Here is a 17,292-nt window from a genome sequence, read left to right as displayed (position 1 = left end):
GGGGTTTGTCTGAATCTTACTCTATCCATCTTAACAGCATTACTCCGGAGCTTACAGAACCATTCTGGTTGCAAAAATATCACTTTAGAGCTCAAACGTCGAATAAAGGTGTATTCACGGTGCATCGATTTGTTTGATAGGATTTATCTTCGTGACAAAAGATATAATTTCCTCTTCATGAAAAAACCGACTTTAATAAATATTTCAATAGATAGCAATATTCTTAGGATCGATCGTGGATTGAATAAAAAGGATATGGCATATCTTAAAGAATTGGCCAAATTAAAGCTCGTTAAAGTACATATTCCATGGTTTGTATTCAAGGAATGCACATCCACAAATGTTGATGAAATCAGCAAAGAGATTGACTCGGCAATTAAACATCTTAAAGACCTTTCAAAAAAAGGCCTATACCGTCGTGAAGAACGTCACCTAAATAAAATTGTTGAGGAAATTGAAAAACAAAAGGAGAAAGTTGCTAATTCTGTCGAAGAAGTTTGGAAGCAATATATAGAAGAAACCGAATCGATATTGCACCCTTTCAATGAAAAGCACAGCCCGGCTGTTTTCGACTCATACTTTAAAGGTCATATTCCGTTTAGCGAATTAAAAGCTAGAAAAGATATACCTGATGCATTCATCTTTGAAACTCTAAAAGAAATAGTTTCGTTACATGAGCTCCATTTCATATGCGGGGATAATAATTTTCGCAATAGCATTCAGGATATTAAAGGGCTCAGTACATATAAGACATTTGAAGACTTCTTTAAATCGCCAGCTTTTGCATCTATTGATGATTTCTATAAGACCCATGGTGAGAATGAGTTACATAAGCTGACATTTGTTCAATTTATCCCAACAATTTCTACTAATCTTTCTAATCTAATTGAAAGATGGCCTACGTTTCAATATTATACATATTACCCTTACTGCAACGATGAATTCATTACCATTAATTCAATTTATAATATTAAGATAGAAGTCCCAGAAGATGCGATAAAACTCATCGATAGCATGTTCTATGTAGATCTTATTATCTCTGCAGATGCCTCAATTGACTATTTCATTGACCGGTCGGACGCATTGACAATGAATGTCCCAAAAGGGTTATCTCTTGAAAATTGGAACGAATATGTATTCTTAGCTGAAGAAGAAGAGGCGCCTATAACAATTCGGCATACATTAACTGTCCCTATTGAATACTTGGAAAAGGAGCTAGAGATCAGTTTGGTGCCTGATGATATTGAAGACGAAATTGAGTTTAACAATTATACCAAAAGACCTAAACGTAGGAAGACGGACATATAAAATACAGCAACTTAGATTTTAAATTTCAACTCATTTGCTTTTGAATTTCAGTTGGCTGTTTTTGCTGTACGGTAAAATCATAGATAATCCGTGCAAATTGGGTTAAAGACCAAATAACCTCTTCCGCTTGTTCATCTGATAATTTCAGGCCAGAGAGCTCCCTTAGCTTTTTTGGCGTAAGTGGTTCTCGTTTGGGCTTGATTAATCCATTTTTGTTTTTGGTAGACATCGGTTTATTTTTAAAAACGTAATGGATCGACGAGGGGATTCGAACCTTATTGATTGGAAACTACCTTATTAGCGAAGGACAAAAAAATTGATTGGAAAAGTTCGAACACAAAAACGCCTTCAAATTCAACAACTTGAAGGCGTTTTAATTTTTCAGCGGGCTGTTGGTTACAGGTTTCGAACCAGTTTGCGGCGGATATTAATAAGATTGTGGATTTTTTAAATAGGTATTTGATGTATTCTCAAACGAGAAAGTGAAAAATATTTATAATCCGGTGATGGGGATTGTGTTCGAACTAAAATCATCATGAACCTGTGTCGACTCCCCCGAAATTCGCCCATGAACAGTTAGAGAAAAATCTTTACGACAATACTAGCTCGAACAAATAATGGTAGAGAGGAATACTCGACCTTTCCATACTGGCTGTTTTCTTTAACCAGTAGCCTACCAACCTCTACCATTATGATTCTATAACGTAAAGCAACTACTTTCCCGATAACTTCATTTGAAGCAGTTGAGGAAATGAAACAAAAAGCACGGGAAATATTTTTCCAGCATTTTGAAAGAGCGGAAAATTTCTATTCCTGTGCTGAATATTTACAGCAACATAACCCAGGTAAAACAATACCCTTCTTATTTCATCAAGCTACAGAATTTGCCTATAGGGGAATTTTAATGAGCCTGAATGGATATGATAAACGCACGCATGACATACATTCCCTTAAAAAACATACCAGGCGTTGCGCTCCACAACTAACCACTATCTTTTCAAGTGATGCGGTAGAAGAAAAACGGTTAACTGAACTCCTGGAAAAAGCATATTTAGAATCTCGGTACGAATCCAACTATGAAGTAAACGAAAAAGACTTAACCATTTTCTTTGAAAAAGTTAAGTCTTTGCAGGAAACTTATAAAGAATTTGTGGAAGCAAAAACCGACCTGGATATTTCTTGATTTGTATTATTTTAACCGTTCTCTATGCTTAAAGCTCTGTACGGCCCCCTGTTTTACGCAGGGGGCTTTTTGATATACAAGAAATAAGGAAAGTTACCATTTACCTATTGCTGGAACGCAATTACCTTCAGTTTTTCATTAATTTTAGCTAAACTAATTAAATGCCGATTACTCACAGATACATAGACGAACTTACAAACATGGAGCAAAATCAGATTTTTTGTAATCAAAGAATACCAGATCATAGTAACATTCTTATAATTGGTACTTTTAATCCCAATGACGAAAGTTGCGAAAAGACAAATAGCGCAACCTGGTTCTATGGAAGAAAGCAAAGTAAATTTTGGAAGTATTTTCCTACTTGCCTTACTAATCAATCACTTCATCCTTCAGATGGTCATTTGGGGCATCCGCAAAGTTGGAAAAGTTATTGTGCAAATAATGGCGTTATAATAATAGATTTAGTTAAGAGAATTAATGTTAATGACACACTACCTGATTTTGGCGATAGGGAAATAGAATCCAAAATAAATTTCGACCTTACAAACGTTGAAATATTTAATATAAATACCGCATTTAATGGCGTTCAATTTAATAAAGTAATTTATTCATTATTGTGGACAGATTCAAAATTACATAGGTTAAAAGCGATTCGAAATATTATAAATAACGATTTGATTCAAAATGGATGCATACAAAATATTAATCAAATAAAGTACTGTTTAACCCCTTCAAGAAATGACGCAATGGATAGCTGGAATGCAGCTATTAATTTTTAAGTTAACCGCAATAAACTGACTGATTTGTCGTAAGCAATGGAAACAATAAAACAAAAACTTGAAAAGATAACTGAAGTATGGAATTATTATTTTTTGGAATACAAGTATTGTCAAAAAAAAATCAGATTCGATCATGAAGTTAAGACCAATTATTATGGTGATATATTTCATTTTTTAGACGATACATTAACGTGTTTTGACAATATCCAATACAATGATGACTTTCAGTTAAGTATTTTCCAGGCAGTAGGTATATTGCAGATAGCATATGCACATCAAGATTTAATAGATGAATTACTGTATATCTTTCAATTGCCCAAAAGTAAAACCGAAGACAAAAACCCTAATAGAAAAATCCGTAATGAATTAATAGGGCATCCAATCAGAAGGAAGCCAAAAGGTAACGAACTCATATCTTCTGTATTTTTTGGTAATGAATTTTCAAAAGGCAACATCCATTACATCCTTTATTCTGCGGATAAAAACTTTTTAGGAGAATCTGTTTTTCATCACCTTGATGATATTGTTTCAAGACATAAATTGTTTTTGAATAAATACCTTGATACAATTTGGGTTAAAGTCGAAAAGTTATTGAGGGAATTTCAAAAGGAATTAACAAGCTTAAAAGCCCTGATTAATTCTAAAATTCCGTTTGACAAATTAGTCACATTGGCTGAACAACGCTTTGAGTCAATATTCAATAGTAACTATTTGTATAAAAAGGAATATTTGATAAAATGCTTTGAAAAAAGAAACGAGCATACAAGATACCAGAATGCTGTTGACTTATTTACTCAAACGCTTGACAAATATCTAACAGAGAAAATCGAAAATACTTCCAACCTATTAATACCCCAAAAGCATGAAGTTAATAAGGCGAACATTAATGTAAAAGTGGAAATTATATATTCATCAAAGCAGAAACCCGAAATAGTAGAACAAAAATACTACAACTACGAATTTTCAAAGCTTCATGAAAAGCATCCAATTTTTGGCTTAAAATATTTTAAGAAGCATTTTCATGAAGACCCTGATATCATTGAAGAGATAACCAATATGGAGAACAACCTAACAAATGAAATGGAATACTATAGTTCTTACGAATACCTGCGTATCATACTAATCAAAAAGGGATTATTAAAATCATAGTTATTAAGAAAGTCTATAAAAACATGCCGCGCCAAAAAGCCAACTGATGTTAATTGCTTCTTTATTCAATTGAATTACAGTGTCTCAGTTTGAAATTTATGCTTTTGTACTTAACGGTTAGCGTTTATGTCAATCCAGTCAATTACAGTCCCGTCACATTCAGGAGCGTTAGGACAGCAGATATATACAAAGTCATCTCCTTTCTCTTTGAAAACTTTGTAATCGCCAACCGTAATTACTTCGCCACAATGAAGGCAACGGAACTTTTCAGTCAGTTCAGGAGCAACATCAAAGGGGTAGTTTTCATTTAGAAACTTCTGCTTATCTGTTATTAAGATTTCTTCCATAAACCGCTTTTACACTAAAATTAAAAAAGTTGATTACTCAGTATCATTCTTTTTGAAACCATTAATTCTTGCTAAGTTCATTCAATCGAGAGACACCACCTTCTACAAAATTCAAAGCTAACATCGCAATAGAACTTGCCACCTGGAAATGAACCGTTTCCCAGTCGGGATAGCTATTACTTTTAACACAATCAATATCCCCTTCAAGTAACGAGATGGCCCTTACTTTACTTTCTTGTTTATAACGACCATTAGCGAGCCTTTCATCTACATACGGCTGTACAGGTGTTGAAATTTTAATCACTTCTTGAATATAGAGCGTAATCGATTCTTTGTCCTGCGACTTAACGATTTTATTTTTCAAATCGCTAATTTTCTTAACCAGGGTTATCTGTTCATTTGTTTCCATGTAACGAATTTAATTTAATTTGTACTACTTTAAACAAAAAACTTGGCTTTTAGCCAGGTCTGTTAAACTATATCGCTTTTCTATTCAACGGTAAGACAGGTGTAGTAAATGCCGGTGCCTTTTTTCGTATCTGTGTTGCGTTCACTTCTTTAATAATCTTCGCATAATTTTCAGTCATATACTTAGAAGTATGCCCGTACATTTCACATAATGCATCCAGATCAATACCGGCTAATATTTTATCATCGCCGCCTGTATGCTTTAAAGCGTACATTTTCTTATCAATACTAGCATCGTCAATTATTAATTCTTTCCAGAGTTTTGTTACACTATCCCTTTTAACCTGGTTAAGTGACGGCATTAAATAGTCCGGGCGTTTGGCACCGCTAATGCCAGTCTTTGTAAAGCACCCGCTCATGCCAAGGGACAAGTTATCTTATCGACTACTTGTCCCTTTCTGCGGAAAGAGAGGGATTGCCTACGGCTATCCCTGAAATGGGGGCTAAAACATGGAAGAGAACAAACAAATGAAAATTTCAATATGGCTGGCTAGCTAAGCCATTAAATTATCAGCCTTATGTTTAAAGCATCCTTTTATAATATTCCGGCTTAATGCCATTTTGTTCATCTAACCACTGCGGTAACAGATAATAATAACCTCTTACGCCTTTCATTTTTTGTTGTATAATTCTGCCATATTTAACCGCATTACTCAAAAAAGCAGAAAAGTACTGCACCTTATTATAATGTTCCGCAAGCGCCGGTTCCCGTTTTTCAAGTAGGCTGATTAGTTCAGGAGATCGTAATGGCCGGTTTTCCTGTTGCAGGGTGAAAACAATCTTACTAATCCAGCTGGAGGTGCTGCCGTATCCATCGCTGTTTCGCTTATCGTTTAATTGTTCTTCTAATTGCCTCACCTTCTGTTGAAGCAATTCATTCTCCGTAAGCGTTTTTTTCAATAAGTCGTATTGCATGGCAACCGTTTTTTCTAGTTCCGCAATAGCTTGCTGCATTTTTTCCGGTGAATCTGGTTTTCTTTTTACAGTTTCATGGCATTTCAGGGCTGTATTGCTATTCATTTGTAATGGTTTTAATAAATGATATATATGTTTTCAATTGAACTCTTAGTGAACTCTAATTTTTGTCTGACCGGCATCTAATAGAAGTCTGGTAAATTCTAATTGGCATCTAATTGTATTCTGATCAAATTGAATTATTGCACACGTCTGAAAAGCATAAAGGCCAACTCGTAAAAAGCTGGCCTTATGCATTGTATTATTATTGGAATTAGCTTCATCTACCTGCTGCTTTCTGTAAATGACGATTTTAAAAAGAAGGGCATTTCTTTTGGCGTCGGCAATTTGCTTATGGCTTCCGTTTGATCTTTTGGCCGGTGGCGTTTATAGGTTCTTTCTACCTGCTTTGTGGTGGTATGCCCCAGGAGATAGGCAACTGTCGCCGAATCAACATTTGTATCCTGAAGCAGTATAGAATAACTTAATCTTGCGCATGACCAGGTGATGCTTTTTTCAATTCCAGCACGTTTTATCCATTCGCCCAAAACTTTATTAGCCCCGTTTGCCGTTGGCAGATCAAATACCAACTTTTTCCCATTAAAATCCGCAGGCAATAGAGCTTGTCTTTTTTCCAATATACTTTTGGCAATGGGGTGAAGGGTTAGGGTAACCGGTCTGCCGGTTTTCTTTTGAATAATTCGTGTTACCAAAGTATTTCCTTTTATATCATTCCAGTTAAGCAATTTAACATCCACCCATCGCAACCCGGTATAACAGCTAAAAATAAACGCCTGTGATACTTCCTCATTTGTCCAGGGCGTATTTAATAATGCCAGATATTCATCAACCTCAAGATGCTCTTTCAAGGCTACACTCGGATTAGATACCGCCGGAATGTTTGCTGTAGGATTCTTGACAAAGTAGCCATCTGAAGTAGCCGCATCAATAACCCATTTAAACCTGGCAAAATAATTCGCAGGCGTTTCGCCTGTTAGCTTATCTAATAAATATCGCCTGAATCGCTTGCAAAAGTTTTCAGTAATCTCGATAGGTGCAATGAATGATTTTTCAACGAATTCTTCGAACTTGGAAAAACAACAGGTGAGATGCCGGTTTCCCTCGCGCTTATTAAGTTTAATGTATTCTTTAAAATAATCTAAAAAATTCTCTTTGAACTTATGCGATGGAATATAGGCCGATCCTATGGCCTGTTGCTCAATAATAACCTGGCTTTTTTTAGTTTCCAGTAACTTCAGCGCTTCTTTGTTATGGTTCTTTTGGATTTGGTTGTTGGGTTTGGCATAAATAAAAATACCAGTTGATGGTCGCTGACCTGGGGCGCGACCGTAATCATAATAAAAGGTAATCTTATCTCCATTTTTGTTGGGGCGTTGAATGAAATTCATAAGAAAGGGGTTTAATTAGTAGAAGAATTAAGGCTCAAGGAGTGTGCCATGCCAATTGGCTCTGCCGTCTTATAAGCTGTCATTTGCCCGGCTTTTATCATACTGGGAGAAAGTGGCAAAAAGCGGATAGAATAATTTTTGTTAAATAACCCAGCCGTGTTTGCTATCACTGCCATTTCGGCTAACAAGCTGACGGAGGAGGAGTTATGTCCTAAATGGTGTGTCAAACCGTGTGTCATTTGGTGTGTCAAATGAAGGGAAATGAAGCCTTTTTTTGAGAGTTTTTGATGCCTGACTGGGCTGTTTATGCTCCGAAAAAGGAACATTTTTTGGTGTGTCATGCGGTGTGTCAATTTTGTGTCAATAAAAGCGGCAGAAAGGGGTAAAAAGCGTGGAAAAATGACACACCAAAAATAAAAAAACCCTGTAAATCAATGACTTACAGGGTTAATAAGTGCCCGGAACAGGAATCGAACCTGCACTCCCTTGCGAGAACCAGATTTTGAGTCTGACGCGTCTACCAGTTCCGCCATCCGGGCTTAAAGATCTCATTCAGGCCTGTCAAATATGTCAAATTAGTCATATCAGCGTTATTGATTTATTTGACTCTCTTCGACTTATGTAACTTTCCTGTTTTAAAAATTGGGAGGCAATATTACGCATTTGATTATTCCCGGCCAAAATGTATTGTAATTATTTTTTACGATTATAACAGGCCGTCACTTGCAACAACTCTTTTGGGAAACTTTTGAAAATTGACATTTTACGACAACAGATTTGACAAATAGAGACACTTCAGTTAAAAAAGAAAAAAAAATTTACTGACTAAGTTTTCAAACGATTATGGGATTAACGTCACCGTGACCGTTAATCCGGAACCATTGGGTAGCAAATAATCGCGGAACCCAAAAGTTCCTTTTCCGGAGCGCTAAACCCTGATTTTCCTCATTTTTGGCGATTCTATTAAAACCCGGTACTTTCCAAACAGTAGCTATACGAATGACTAATTTATCTGATTCGTATGGCGTAAAAGGTTGGGCTGAACCAGCCCATGCTTCTAAGGCTCCGCTAATTACGATGATAATCTCATTTATTTTCAGTACCTTTACTGACTTATTTTCCTCCCTTCACCTGTTTGGATTTTCATAACATTTAGTAAGGTAAGGCCATAAGCTGACCCTGACTAATTCATTCATCTTTAAATCATTAGCATGACCGTTGAACAAATTGATACGTTTCTTCGCAAGCATAAGTTTGACCAGCATCAGGTTAAAGTAAGTTTCAGAACAAGAGCTGCTTTCACAGGCATTTTTCTTAAAACAGAAGATTATGACGATTTGAAAGGAAAAAACTTCTGGCGCGTTATCAATGAATCGAATGTAAAACAATACCTGACTTCAAAGGATACGAAATTAGCCCGTATTTTCAATGGATCAGAGTTTGTTAGATTGTCCGTGGTTGAAACGGTTGGTTAGTAGTGTATTAAACAATAACTCCTGCCTGGCAGGAATCATCAAAATTTTATTATGGCAAGATCTCAGGACACCTTCTCAAAAAGAGAGCGCGAAAAGCAACAGAAAAAAAAGCAACAGGAAAAGCTGGAGAAAATGAAGGAAAGAAAAAGCAATAAAGAAAAAGGCAAAAGTCTGGAAGACATGATGGTCTATCTCGACGAAAATGGTAATCTTTCCGATACTCCTCCTGATCCAAGAAAAAAGAAAACCTTCCGTCAGCAGGATATGCAGGTGAGCGTTCCAAAACTTGAAGACAGGAAACCTGAAGAACCAAGGACAGGAATAGTTGCATTTTTCAATACGCAAAAAGGCTTCGGCTTTATCAATGATGCTGAAACCCGGGAAAGGGTATTCGTACACGCTAATGAATTATCCGGACCTATTCAGGAAAATGATAAAGTAACATTTATAATAGGGAATGGCCCGAAAGGACTGGTAGCCACAAACGTTATGCTCGTTAAGTAATATTCCCTCACGTTGTAACAAGCGGCATGGAAATGTCCATGCCGGCCCTCTGTTGGGCGACTCCAAATCCGTACACTTTACTGTCCGATTTCGTACACTTTATTAGCCGCCCTTTTCCGGAACACACTCCGGTAAGGGGTTTCAGGATTGGCACGGCCGTTGAACCCGCTCCGGGACGAGCCGAACATGTGTACCGGAAGTTCTTCACTGAAAATTACCTTCTTTTATGTTCCGCAACTACTTCAAAATCGCATGGCGTAATATCATGCGCACCATCGGGTACAGCACATTAAATGTGTTGGGGCTTGCCATTGGAATGGCGGTTGCATTGTTAATCGGGCTTTGGGTGTACGATCAATATTCCTTTGATAAGTTTTTGCCTGAGCACAAATCGGTTTACCGGGTGCAACGCAATTTCGACAGCAATGGCGATACGCTTACATTTCAAACAACCTCTTTAAAGTTAGCTGAGGTACTACGTACTCAAATTCCTGAAATACAATATGTGGCAGAAAGCGATTGGATGGGAAGCCATGGATTAAATGTTGGTGATAAAAAATTATATATAAAAGGGGCAATCGCCGGCACTGATTTTTTCAACATATTTCAATTTCCTTTTATCGAAGGCAATGCTAAAACCGCATTTAAAGATGCCTATTCGATTGTATTAACCCAGTCAACAGCAAAGGCGTTTTTCGGTAAAGAAAACGCTATGAACAAAAGAGTTCGTTTCGATAATGCAGGCGATCTTAATGTAACAGGTATCATAAAGGATGTTCCGGATAATTCTTCCCTTTCCTTTAAATACGTGGTGCCATCAACATACATCTATCAAACCCATCCTGAAGTAAAAACAGATGGACTGAGTACTTTCGGCTCCAATAACCAACAGATATTCGTAAAGCTAAAACCGGGTGTCGCTTATGCACAGGTTGCATCAAAGATCAGGAACATCGAGCATACTGAAAAGGGCAGCGTAAATGCAATGAGCTCATACATTACATTGCAACCAATTGAGCGTTGGCATTTGTATTCCAATTATGTGAACGGGACGGATACTGCGGGGTTTTTGCAATATGTAAAAATGTTTACGATCATCGGCGTTTTCGTACTGCTGATTGCATGTATCAATTTCATTAATCTTACAACTGCACGTTCCGAAAAAAGAGCAAGAGAAGTAGGTGTAAGAAAAGCAATCGGTTCACAAAGAAAAGACCTGATCATACAATTTCTTTCAGAAGCATTTTTATTGACCGCAATTGCTTTTGTTTTTTCGTTATTGTTTGTGCAGCTTGCATTGCCGGCGTTCAATACGCTTACGAAAACACAGATAAGCATTCCTTATTCAAATGGTTACTTCATTTTACTGATGATTGGCTGCATCGTGTTTACTGCTTTGGTAGCCGGCAGCAGACCTGCTTTTTATCTTTCATCATTCAACCCTGTAAAAGTTTTAAAAGGAACGCTCCAATCGGGCAGGCAGGCTTCACTTTCCAGAAAAATATTGGTGGTGTTGCAGTTCACCTGCTCTGTTGCCCTGATCATAAGCACCGTAATCGTGTATCAGCAAATACAATATGCGAAAGACAGACCAACAGGTTATAACATTAACCGGCTGCTGATAACCAATATGAATGATGAGCTTTATAAAAATTTCACTCCGTTAAAAAATGAATTGTTTGGAAAAGGAATAGTATCATCTGTTACAACAGCTACAAGTCCGGCAACAGATATCTCGTGGCATACGAATGTTAATCAATGGCCGGGAAAAAATGCAAACGAAACAGTAGAGATGGGATGCATTTTTGTTTCTGACGATTATTTCAAAACAGTTGGTATGCACATGGCGGCCGGGCGAAATTTTGCCGGCAGTTATGACAGTACCAGTGTAGTATTCAACGAAGCTGCGATTAAAAGATTAAGGATCAAAGATCCCATTAACCAAAAGATTTTGTGGGGTGGCAAACAATATACAATTGCCGGAGTTGTTAAAGATGCATTGATGCTTTCACCCTTTAAAGCTGCCGACCCTACAATGTTTTACTGTTTTCCGGAGCCACAGGGTGTTTTGATGTATCGCTTATCATCCGGAATAAAAACGCAGGACGCCATAGACCAGCTTACTGCTGTTTTCAATAAATACAATCCTTCTTTTCCCTACAATTACACGTTTGCAGATACTGATTATGCAGCAAAGTTTTCGCTCGAAGTGTTAATCGGCAGGCTTGCAGGTTTATTTGCGGCGCTGGCCATATTAATTTCCTGTCTTGGACTGTTTGGTCTTGCGGCTTATATGGCTGAACAACGAAGAAAAGAGATCGGCATACGCAAAGTATTGGGGGCAACGGTTCAACAGGTTTGGTTATTATTGTCAAAAGATTTTGTAGTGCTTATTATAATAAGCTGTTTGATTGCAGCACCTGTTTCATATTATTTTTTACATGACTGGTTGATGAATTACGATTACCGCATCAGCATTGGCGCCGGTGTTTTTGTAATAAGTGCACTTGTGGCTTTGATAATTACAATTGTTACCATCAGCTTTCAATCAATCAGGGCTGCGCTTGCCAATCCGGTGAAGAGCTTGAGAACGGAATAAAAGCGGTGAATAATTTTAAACACATATACCTAAAATCCTGCAATGCTTAAAAGCTATTTTAAAATTGCATGGCGCAACATGATGCGTCATAAAGCGTATTCGGCGATCAATGTTCTTGGCCTGGCAATCGGCATCGCTTCGTGTTTGCTCATTTTACAATACGTGTTTTTTGAAATGAGCTATGAAGATTTTCAGCTAAATAAAGACCGCATTTATCGTGTGCAGCAGGACCGTTATGATAACGGAAAATTGAGCACACAATGGGCCGCGGGCGCCTATGCCGTGGGTAATTCTTTTAAAGATGCAATTCCTGAAATAGAAGACTACGTAAAAGTGGTATCAAGCCGAAGAGTTACGGCAGAGGTGAATAACCAACCGGTAAAAATTGAAAAAATATATTATGCGGGCAATTCTTTCTTCAACATATTCAGTTATTCTTTAATCGCGGGTGATAAAAATACTTCGTTGAAAGCACCTTTCACGGCAGCGATTTCTGAAACTACGGCAAAAAAGATTTTTGGTACCACAAATGTTATTGGTAAACCGCTGATACTAAACCGCAACAGTAATTATTCCATCACTGCTGTTTATAAAGATGCACCGGTAAATACGCAACTTAAACCAGATCTGTTGTTGTCTTATGCCACTTTCATAAAAAAGAACACTGATTCAAGCGGGAACGGTCCTGAAACCGCATGGCAATGGGATGGATGCTTAACCTATTTATTGTTGCATAAAGGTGCAGATCCTGCCGTAGTGGAAAAGAAGTTTTTGCCTGTTGTAGAAAAGTTTACTGCAGCCGACATGAAGAGATACAATGCCGGTGTTATATATCACCTGCAGCCTTTGAAAAATATTCATTTATATTCTCACTACATGATGGAGCCGGGTCAAAACGGTGATGGAAAAACCGTTTACCTGTTATTGGGCATTGCATTTTTTATTGTGGTGATCGCCTGGGTTAATTATATCAATCTCGCAACAGCACGGGCTATAACAAGAGCAAGAGAAGTGGGCGTGCGCAAAGCAATTGGTTCGCAGCGCAGGCAACTGATCATGCAGTTTCTTTCAGAATCGGCATTGCTCAACGGCTTTGCATTGATACTTGCGATATTGATCGTATTGGCTGCTATTCCCGGATTTAATGTATTGTCGGGTCAGCATTTATCTTTTTCATTGTTTTGTCAGTCCGATTTTTGGTTGGGTTTGATTGCCCTGTTTTTAGTTGGCGTATTCTTCTCAGGCTTATATCCTGCTTTTGTATTATCCGGTTTCAAACCAATCGAGGTATTAAAGGGAAAAATGGGCGGCACAAAACAAAGTGCATTGCTGAGAAAGTCACTGGTGGTATTTCAATTTGCGGCTTCCTTGTTTTTATTGATCGGCACAGTAACTGTTTACCAGCAGATCCAATTCATGCGCAAACAATCACTCGGTATTAACATTGAGCAAACACTTGTAGTACCGCCGCCAATCGTAGGAATTGATTCCACTTTTCTTCGAAAGATGACAGCCTTCAAACAGGAATTGCAGCGTCAATCCTCCATCAATGAGATAGCCGTATCAACAAGCATTCCTGGCGAAGCCGTTGGCTGGAATGCCGGGGGCATAAAGCTCGTTGGGCAAGACGAGTCAAAATCAAAACAATACCGTGTCATCGGTGTGGATTATGACTATATAAAAACCTACAAACTAAAATTAATCGCAGGTCATCCTTTCTCAAAAGAATTTGGTTCATCCAAAAACTCGGTAATATTTAATCAAAAAGGTATTGAACAGCTTGGTTTTTCCAGGCCTGAAGATGCGATTGGTAAGAAAATTGATTTCTGGGGTGATCAGTATACCATAGAAGGGATAACGGAAAATTTTCACCAGCAATCTTTGCGCGAAGCTTTTGAGCCGCTGATCCTTCGTTTGATTCCTGATGTGAGTGGGAGTATCTCAATAAAAACAACCACGGCACAGGCCGGTCAAACGATTAACAACGTAAAAGCAGCATGGAGTAAATTTTTCCCGGGTAATACATTCGAATATTTTTTTCTTGATGATCATTTTGATGAGCAATACAAAGCCGATCAGCGTTTCGGGCAAGTGTTCAGTTTGTTTACCTCTCTTGCGATTTTGGTAGCATGCCTTGGCTTATTTGGCCTTGCATCATTTACCACGTTGCAGCGCACAAAGGAAATTGGTATAAGAAAAGTGCTGGGCGCCTCAGTATTGAACATTTTAAAATTATTGTTCAGCGAATTTGCACTGTTACTTATTATTGCTTTTGTAACAGCAGTACCCATTGCCTGGTTTACTACATCAAACTGGTTGCAGGGGTATGCATTTCGCATCAATCTGCATTGGACATATTTTGTACTGCCATTCATGGCAATTATTGCAATTGCATTTATAACAGTAAGTTTTCAATCAATAAAGGCGGCAATAGCAAATCCTGTGAAAAGTTTGAGAACGGAATGATGTAGTGAGTAGTAAACATAAACAGAAATTTATATCTATGGGTTACGACATTCACCAAAGGTTACCATGGATTATTTGATGGGTGGTGGTTAAGCTCAAAAGGCAAGGGTGGCGCCCTGTGCTTCAGCATCCTTTTTTGTATAGGACACACCATGTATTTTCAATCCATCTTTATTCAGTAAAGTAATGATGCCGCCATCGTTTGAAAGCTGAGCTCCTGTACCTGTGAGAGCCACCTTCGATATGTCGCCCGCTTTCAGAACGCCGTTATGGATTACCTCTTTCTTTTTGAGCTTGTCGGCTATTGCCCAGCCATTGATATCTACATCTTTGTTAGAGGTGTTGAGTAAATAAACAAATTCTTTTCCCTCATCGGCTGCTGTAGGGTTCACCCTCGCGGCGATGATCATAACAGGTGTCGCTACTTCGGGTAACTGAGGCGTAACAATCGGACCACCGGGTACTTCATGGCCAGGATCGGTCGTATGCACCACCTGCGATTGAAATTTCATGAACATGGCGAGCCACCTGTTTTCGCCGGGAAAATGTATAAATAGTCCGCCATCCTGGTAAATGCCATTGTCGCCTGCATGGCTGTCAACGTTTCCCTGATTCATATGTATATCATGGATGCCGTTACCGGGCAGAAAATCAAAGTACTCATCGCGTTTATTATTTTCGGGCCCCCACTTACTGCCAAATGCGTACACCAGGGCGCCCGGTGTATTGATCGCATGTTCAACATGCACATTGAAAATGTCGTTCAGGTCATTGTTGGGGCCACCCAGCAGGGTAGGCATGATCTTCATTTTTGTAAAATCAAAAAGGTTGCCGCGGATATAGTCAAGGGCAGCGGTATTGGGCTGTTTTGGCAATGAAGATAAACCAACGTTCAACTGTTTGATATGATCAATAATGGGATGTTGGTAATCATCGTCAAGATAAAACTGCAGATCTGAAGGTTGCTGGTCCGATTTCACATTTACCGCTATGCGGTATTGCACATTGTTTGCTTCAACAAGAATTTGAAAATGCGGTTTGCCGCCAGGATTTTTTTGCACGGCTGCGGGACTGTCGAGTTTGTCTTTGATGGTTCCAACCAGAACACCGTAATTTGGTAAAGGCATAATATGTTGTGTTTAATGGTTTTCAGGCGTGGGTAAAGCCTTCGGTTACACCAGAGGAGGCTTATACGCGCTTACGTTTGTATACATTCATTTTTGTGGAGAGAAGCTAATGGTAATCTGATTTTTCCGGGATGTAGGAGACAGTAATATTAGTGCAAATTTTACTCAGAACCAATAGCCAAAGTTTATTTTATCATTTCGTAATTTTAGCGTTGTAGTTAAACGCCGCAATCTCAGCAACAAATGAATCAGATGTTCAAAAAAATACGTGAAAAACACCCTGTTTTAATGTATTCGTTTAGGGTATAAGATCAGTTAAAAGTGAAGTGCTGAATAAAAGCCTGCACAAACCGATGTATTTTTATGCAATCTTTGTATTCTTACTCAGTGGACTTTTCGCTTTCGTACATATGAGTTGACAAAAGGGCGGCAAAGCACCACCTCTGTCATCGCAGTATCTCCTCTAATTTTTCATTAAGCAATTGCAACAACTGCCTGTCAATTTTCTCCAGTTTCTTTTCATCCTGTCCCGGCATTGCCACCACCCTGAAATTTCGTTCTTCATCGGGTTCAAAGCAAACTTCCTGGTCATCGATCAACACAATTAGTTTGTAGGTATAGCCTTGTTGCACCACTGTAACAGGGAATTCTTTTTCCTGATTTTTGTAAACTACGGAGAGTGAAAAATTGTCTTGCATTGTTTTGGTTGTCTAAAGGCTTGCAAATAACTGATTGCGAATCATATAAAAAAATTGTTTTGCCCCATACTTTCATATACTTTTATTTACCCGATATATCAGACGTATATGAAAAATACCTTACCGCAAGCTTCCATTGAGCCATTGCTTTCATATTTCGATCGCCTGATACCATTAAATGCTGAAGAAAAAGAACTGGTTCGAACAAAATTTCAACCACGTCTTTTTCGTAAACGGCAATACGTGTTACAGGAAGGCGACGTATGTACGCAAATATATTTTGTTGTTCGGGGTTGTTTGAGGATGTATAAAATTGATGAAAAGGGCAGCACGCACATTCTTCAGTTTGCGGCTGAGGATTACTGGATCAATGATCTGGGCAGTTTTCACGGCGTAAAACCCTCTGCATTAAATATAGATGCGCTGGAAGATACGGTGGTGTTGCAAATTAATCGTGATGATCTTATTTCATTATATCTTCAGGCGCCGAAATTTGATCGTATTTTCAGGGTGCTCATAGAAAACAGTTATATTCGCCTGCAGGAACGATTGCTGCAAAATATCAGCTCAACTGCTGAGGACCGTTATCAATCCTTTCTCAATGTGTACCCTCACCTCGTTAACCGCCTTGCGCAAGTACAAATAGCCGCTTTCCTGGGCCTCACTCCTGAGTTTCTGAGCCGCCTGCGAAATCGCCTGAGCAAGACCTCAAAATCCTCAAAATCTTAATCTACATCAATACTATTTCTTAAACCAGATCATTGGATAACTATGCCCTATGGTCGGAGATTTGCATACAAATCAAATCACTCATTAAAAATAGAAA

Annotated in this window: 17 protein-coding genes and 1 tRNA gene; 9 read left to right on the top strand and 9 right to left on the bottom strand. The window is 38.3% G+C overall.

The window, feature by feature from the left end:
- Nucleotides 1-177: 177 nt before the first annotated feature.
- Nucleotides 178-1,308 (top strand): PIN domain-containing protein, encoded by a 1,131-nt coding sequence (locus AC59IL_RS02620; RefSeq protein WP_496550517.1) that lies wholly within the window; start codon nt 178-180, stop codon nt 1,306-1,308.
- Between the two features lie 25 nt (nt 1,309-1,333).
- Here AC59IL_RS02620 and AC59IL_RS02615 read toward each other — a convergent pair whose 3' ends face one another.
- Entirely contained in the window at nt 1,334-1,537 is a 204-nt protein-coding gene (locus tag AC59IL_RS02615; protein ID WP_496550516.1) for a hypothetical protein, read from the bottom strand.
- 522 nt (nt 1,538-2,059) lie between these two features.
- Between AC59IL_RS02615 and AC59IL_RS02610 the strand changes: the two genes are divergently transcribed.
- The 3 genes from AC59IL_RS02610 to AC59IL_RS02600 all read left to right on the top strand — a co-directional run bounded on the left by AC59IL_RS02610 (nt 2,060) and on the right by AC59IL_RS02600 (nt 4,419).
- Complete coding sequence (locus tag AC59IL_RS02610; RefSeq protein ID WP_496550515.1) at nt 2,060-2,491, top strand: HEPN domain-containing protein; 432 nt, start codon at nt 2,060-2,062, stop codon at nt 2,489-2,491.
- Between the two features lie 200 nt (nt 2,492-2,691).
- The gene (locus tag AC59IL_RS02605; RefSeq protein WP_496550514.1) at nt 2,692-3,270 is read left to right on the top strand and encodes a hypothetical protein; all 579 of its coding nucleotides are present in this window, start codon (nt 2,692-2,694) and stop codon (nt 3,268-3,270) included.
- Between the two features lie 36 nt (nt 3,271-3,306).
- The gene (locus tag AC59IL_RS02600) at nt 3,307-4,419 is read left to right on the top strand and encodes a hypothetical protein (RefSeq protein WP_496550513.1); all 1,113 of its coding nucleotides are present in this window, start codon (nt 3,307-3,309) and stop codon (nt 4,417-4,419) included.
- Nucleotides 4,420-4,529: 110 nt separating this feature from the next.
- Here the strand turns inward: AC59IL_RS02600 and AC59IL_RS02595 are convergent, their stop codons facing one another.
- The 6 genes from AC59IL_RS02595 to AC59IL_RS02570 form a co-directional block, all read right to left on the bottom strand.
- On the bottom strand, nt 4,530-4,766 hold the full coding sequence (locus AC59IL_RS02595) for a hypothetical protein (RefSeq protein ID WP_496550512.1): 237 nt from the start codon (nt 4,764-4,766) through the stop codon (nt 4,530-4,532).
- Nucleotides 4,767-4,827: 61 nt separating this feature from the next.
- Nucleotides 4,828-5,175 carry a hypothetical protein gene (locus AC59IL_RS02590; protein WP_496550511.1) on the bottom strand — a complete coding sequence of 116 codons (348 nt, stop codon included), beginning with the start codon at nt 5,173-5,175 and terminating at the stop codon, nt 4,828-4,830.
- A gap of 67 nt (nt 5,176-5,242) precedes the next feature.
- Nucleotides 5,243-5,593 (bottom strand): hypothetical protein, encoded by a 351-nt coding sequence (locus AC59IL_RS02585; protein ID WP_496550510.1) that lies wholly within the window; start codon nt 5,591-5,593, stop codon nt 5,243-5,245.
- Between the two features lie 163 nt (nt 5,594-5,756).
- Nucleotides 5,757-6,254 (bottom strand): hypothetical protein, encoded by a 498-nt coding sequence (locus tag AC59IL_RS02580; protein WP_496550509.1) that lies wholly within the window; start codon nt 6,252-6,254, stop codon nt 5,757-5,759.
- A gap of 218 nt (nt 6,255-6,472) precedes the next feature.
- The gene (locus AC59IL_RS02575) at nt 6,473-7,597 is read right to left on the bottom strand and encodes a site-specific integrase (protein WP_496550508.1); all 1,125 of its coding nucleotides are present in this window, start codon (nt 7,595-7,597) and stop codon (nt 6,473-6,475) included.
- 455 nt (nt 7,598-8,052) lie between these two features.
- Nucleotides 8,053-8,136 (bottom strand) — tRNA-Leu (locus AC59IL_RS02570).
- A gap of 672 nt (nt 8,137-8,808) precedes the next feature.
- Between AC59IL_RS02570 and AC59IL_RS02565 the strand changes: the two genes are divergently transcribed.
- The 4 genes from AC59IL_RS02565 (at nt 8,809) to AC59IL_RS02550 (ending at nt 14,641) form a co-directional block, all read left to right on the top strand.
- Nucleotides 8,809-9,072: a short-chain dehydrogenase gene (locus AC59IL_RS02565; RefSeq protein ID WP_496550507.1), complete on the top strand. Its 264-nt coding sequence runs from the start codon at nt 8,809-8,811 to the stop codon at nt 9,070-9,072.
- Nucleotides 9,073-9,123: 51 nt separating this feature from the next.
- Nucleotides 9,124-9,576 carry a cold-shock protein gene (locus tag AC59IL_RS02560; RefSeq protein WP_496550506.1) on the top strand — a complete coding sequence of 151 codons (453 nt, stop codon included), beginning with the start codon at nt 9,124-9,126 and terminating at the stop codon, nt 9,574-9,576.
- A 226-nt stretch (nt 9,577-9,802) separates the two neighbouring features.
- Nucleotides 9,803-12,175, top strand: a complete 2,373-nt coding sequence (locus AC59IL_RS02555; protein WP_496550505.1) for an ABC transporter permease — start codon at nt 9,803-9,805, stop codon at nt 12,173-12,175.
- A 42-nt stretch (nt 12,176-12,217) separates the two neighbouring features.
- Nucleotides 12,218-14,641 carry an ABC transporter permease gene (locus AC59IL_RS02550; protein ID WP_496550504.1) on the top strand — a complete coding sequence of 808 codons (2,424 nt, stop codon included), beginning with the start codon at nt 12,218-12,220 and terminating at the stop codon, nt 14,639-14,641.
- A gap of 95 nt (nt 14,642-14,736) precedes the next feature.
- Here the strand turns inward: AC59IL_RS02550 and AC59IL_RS02545 are convergent, their stop codons facing one another.
- On the bottom strand, nt 14,737-15,768 hold the full coding sequence (locus tag AC59IL_RS02545) for a DUF2278 family protein (protein WP_496550503.1): 1,032 nt from the start codon (nt 15,766-15,768) through the stop codon (nt 14,737-14,739).
- A 446-nt stretch (nt 15,769-16,214) separates the two neighbouring features.
- Nucleotides 16,215-16,466: a hypothetical protein gene (locus AC59IL_RS02540; RefSeq protein ID WP_496550502.1), complete on the bottom strand. Its 252-nt coding sequence runs from the start codon at nt 16,464-16,466 to the stop codon at nt 16,215-16,217.
- A 108-nt stretch (nt 16,467-16,574) separates the two neighbouring features.
- On the opposite strand from AC59IL_RS02540, the gene AC59IL_RS02535 reads away from it, so the two are divergent.
- Nucleotides 16,575-17,195, top strand: coding sequence for a Crp/Fnr family transcriptional regulator (locus AC59IL_RS02535; RefSeq protein ID WP_496550501.1), 621 nt, complete (start codon nt 16,575-16,577; stop codon nt 17,193-17,195).
- Nucleotides 17,196-17,292 lie beyond the last annotated feature (97 nt).

It is taken from the genome of Niastella sp. sgz303648 (assembly GCF_059587045.1).
The sequence above is the reverse complement of the archived record's forward strand: the minus strand, read 5'-3'. Positions and strand labels throughout refer to the sequence as shown.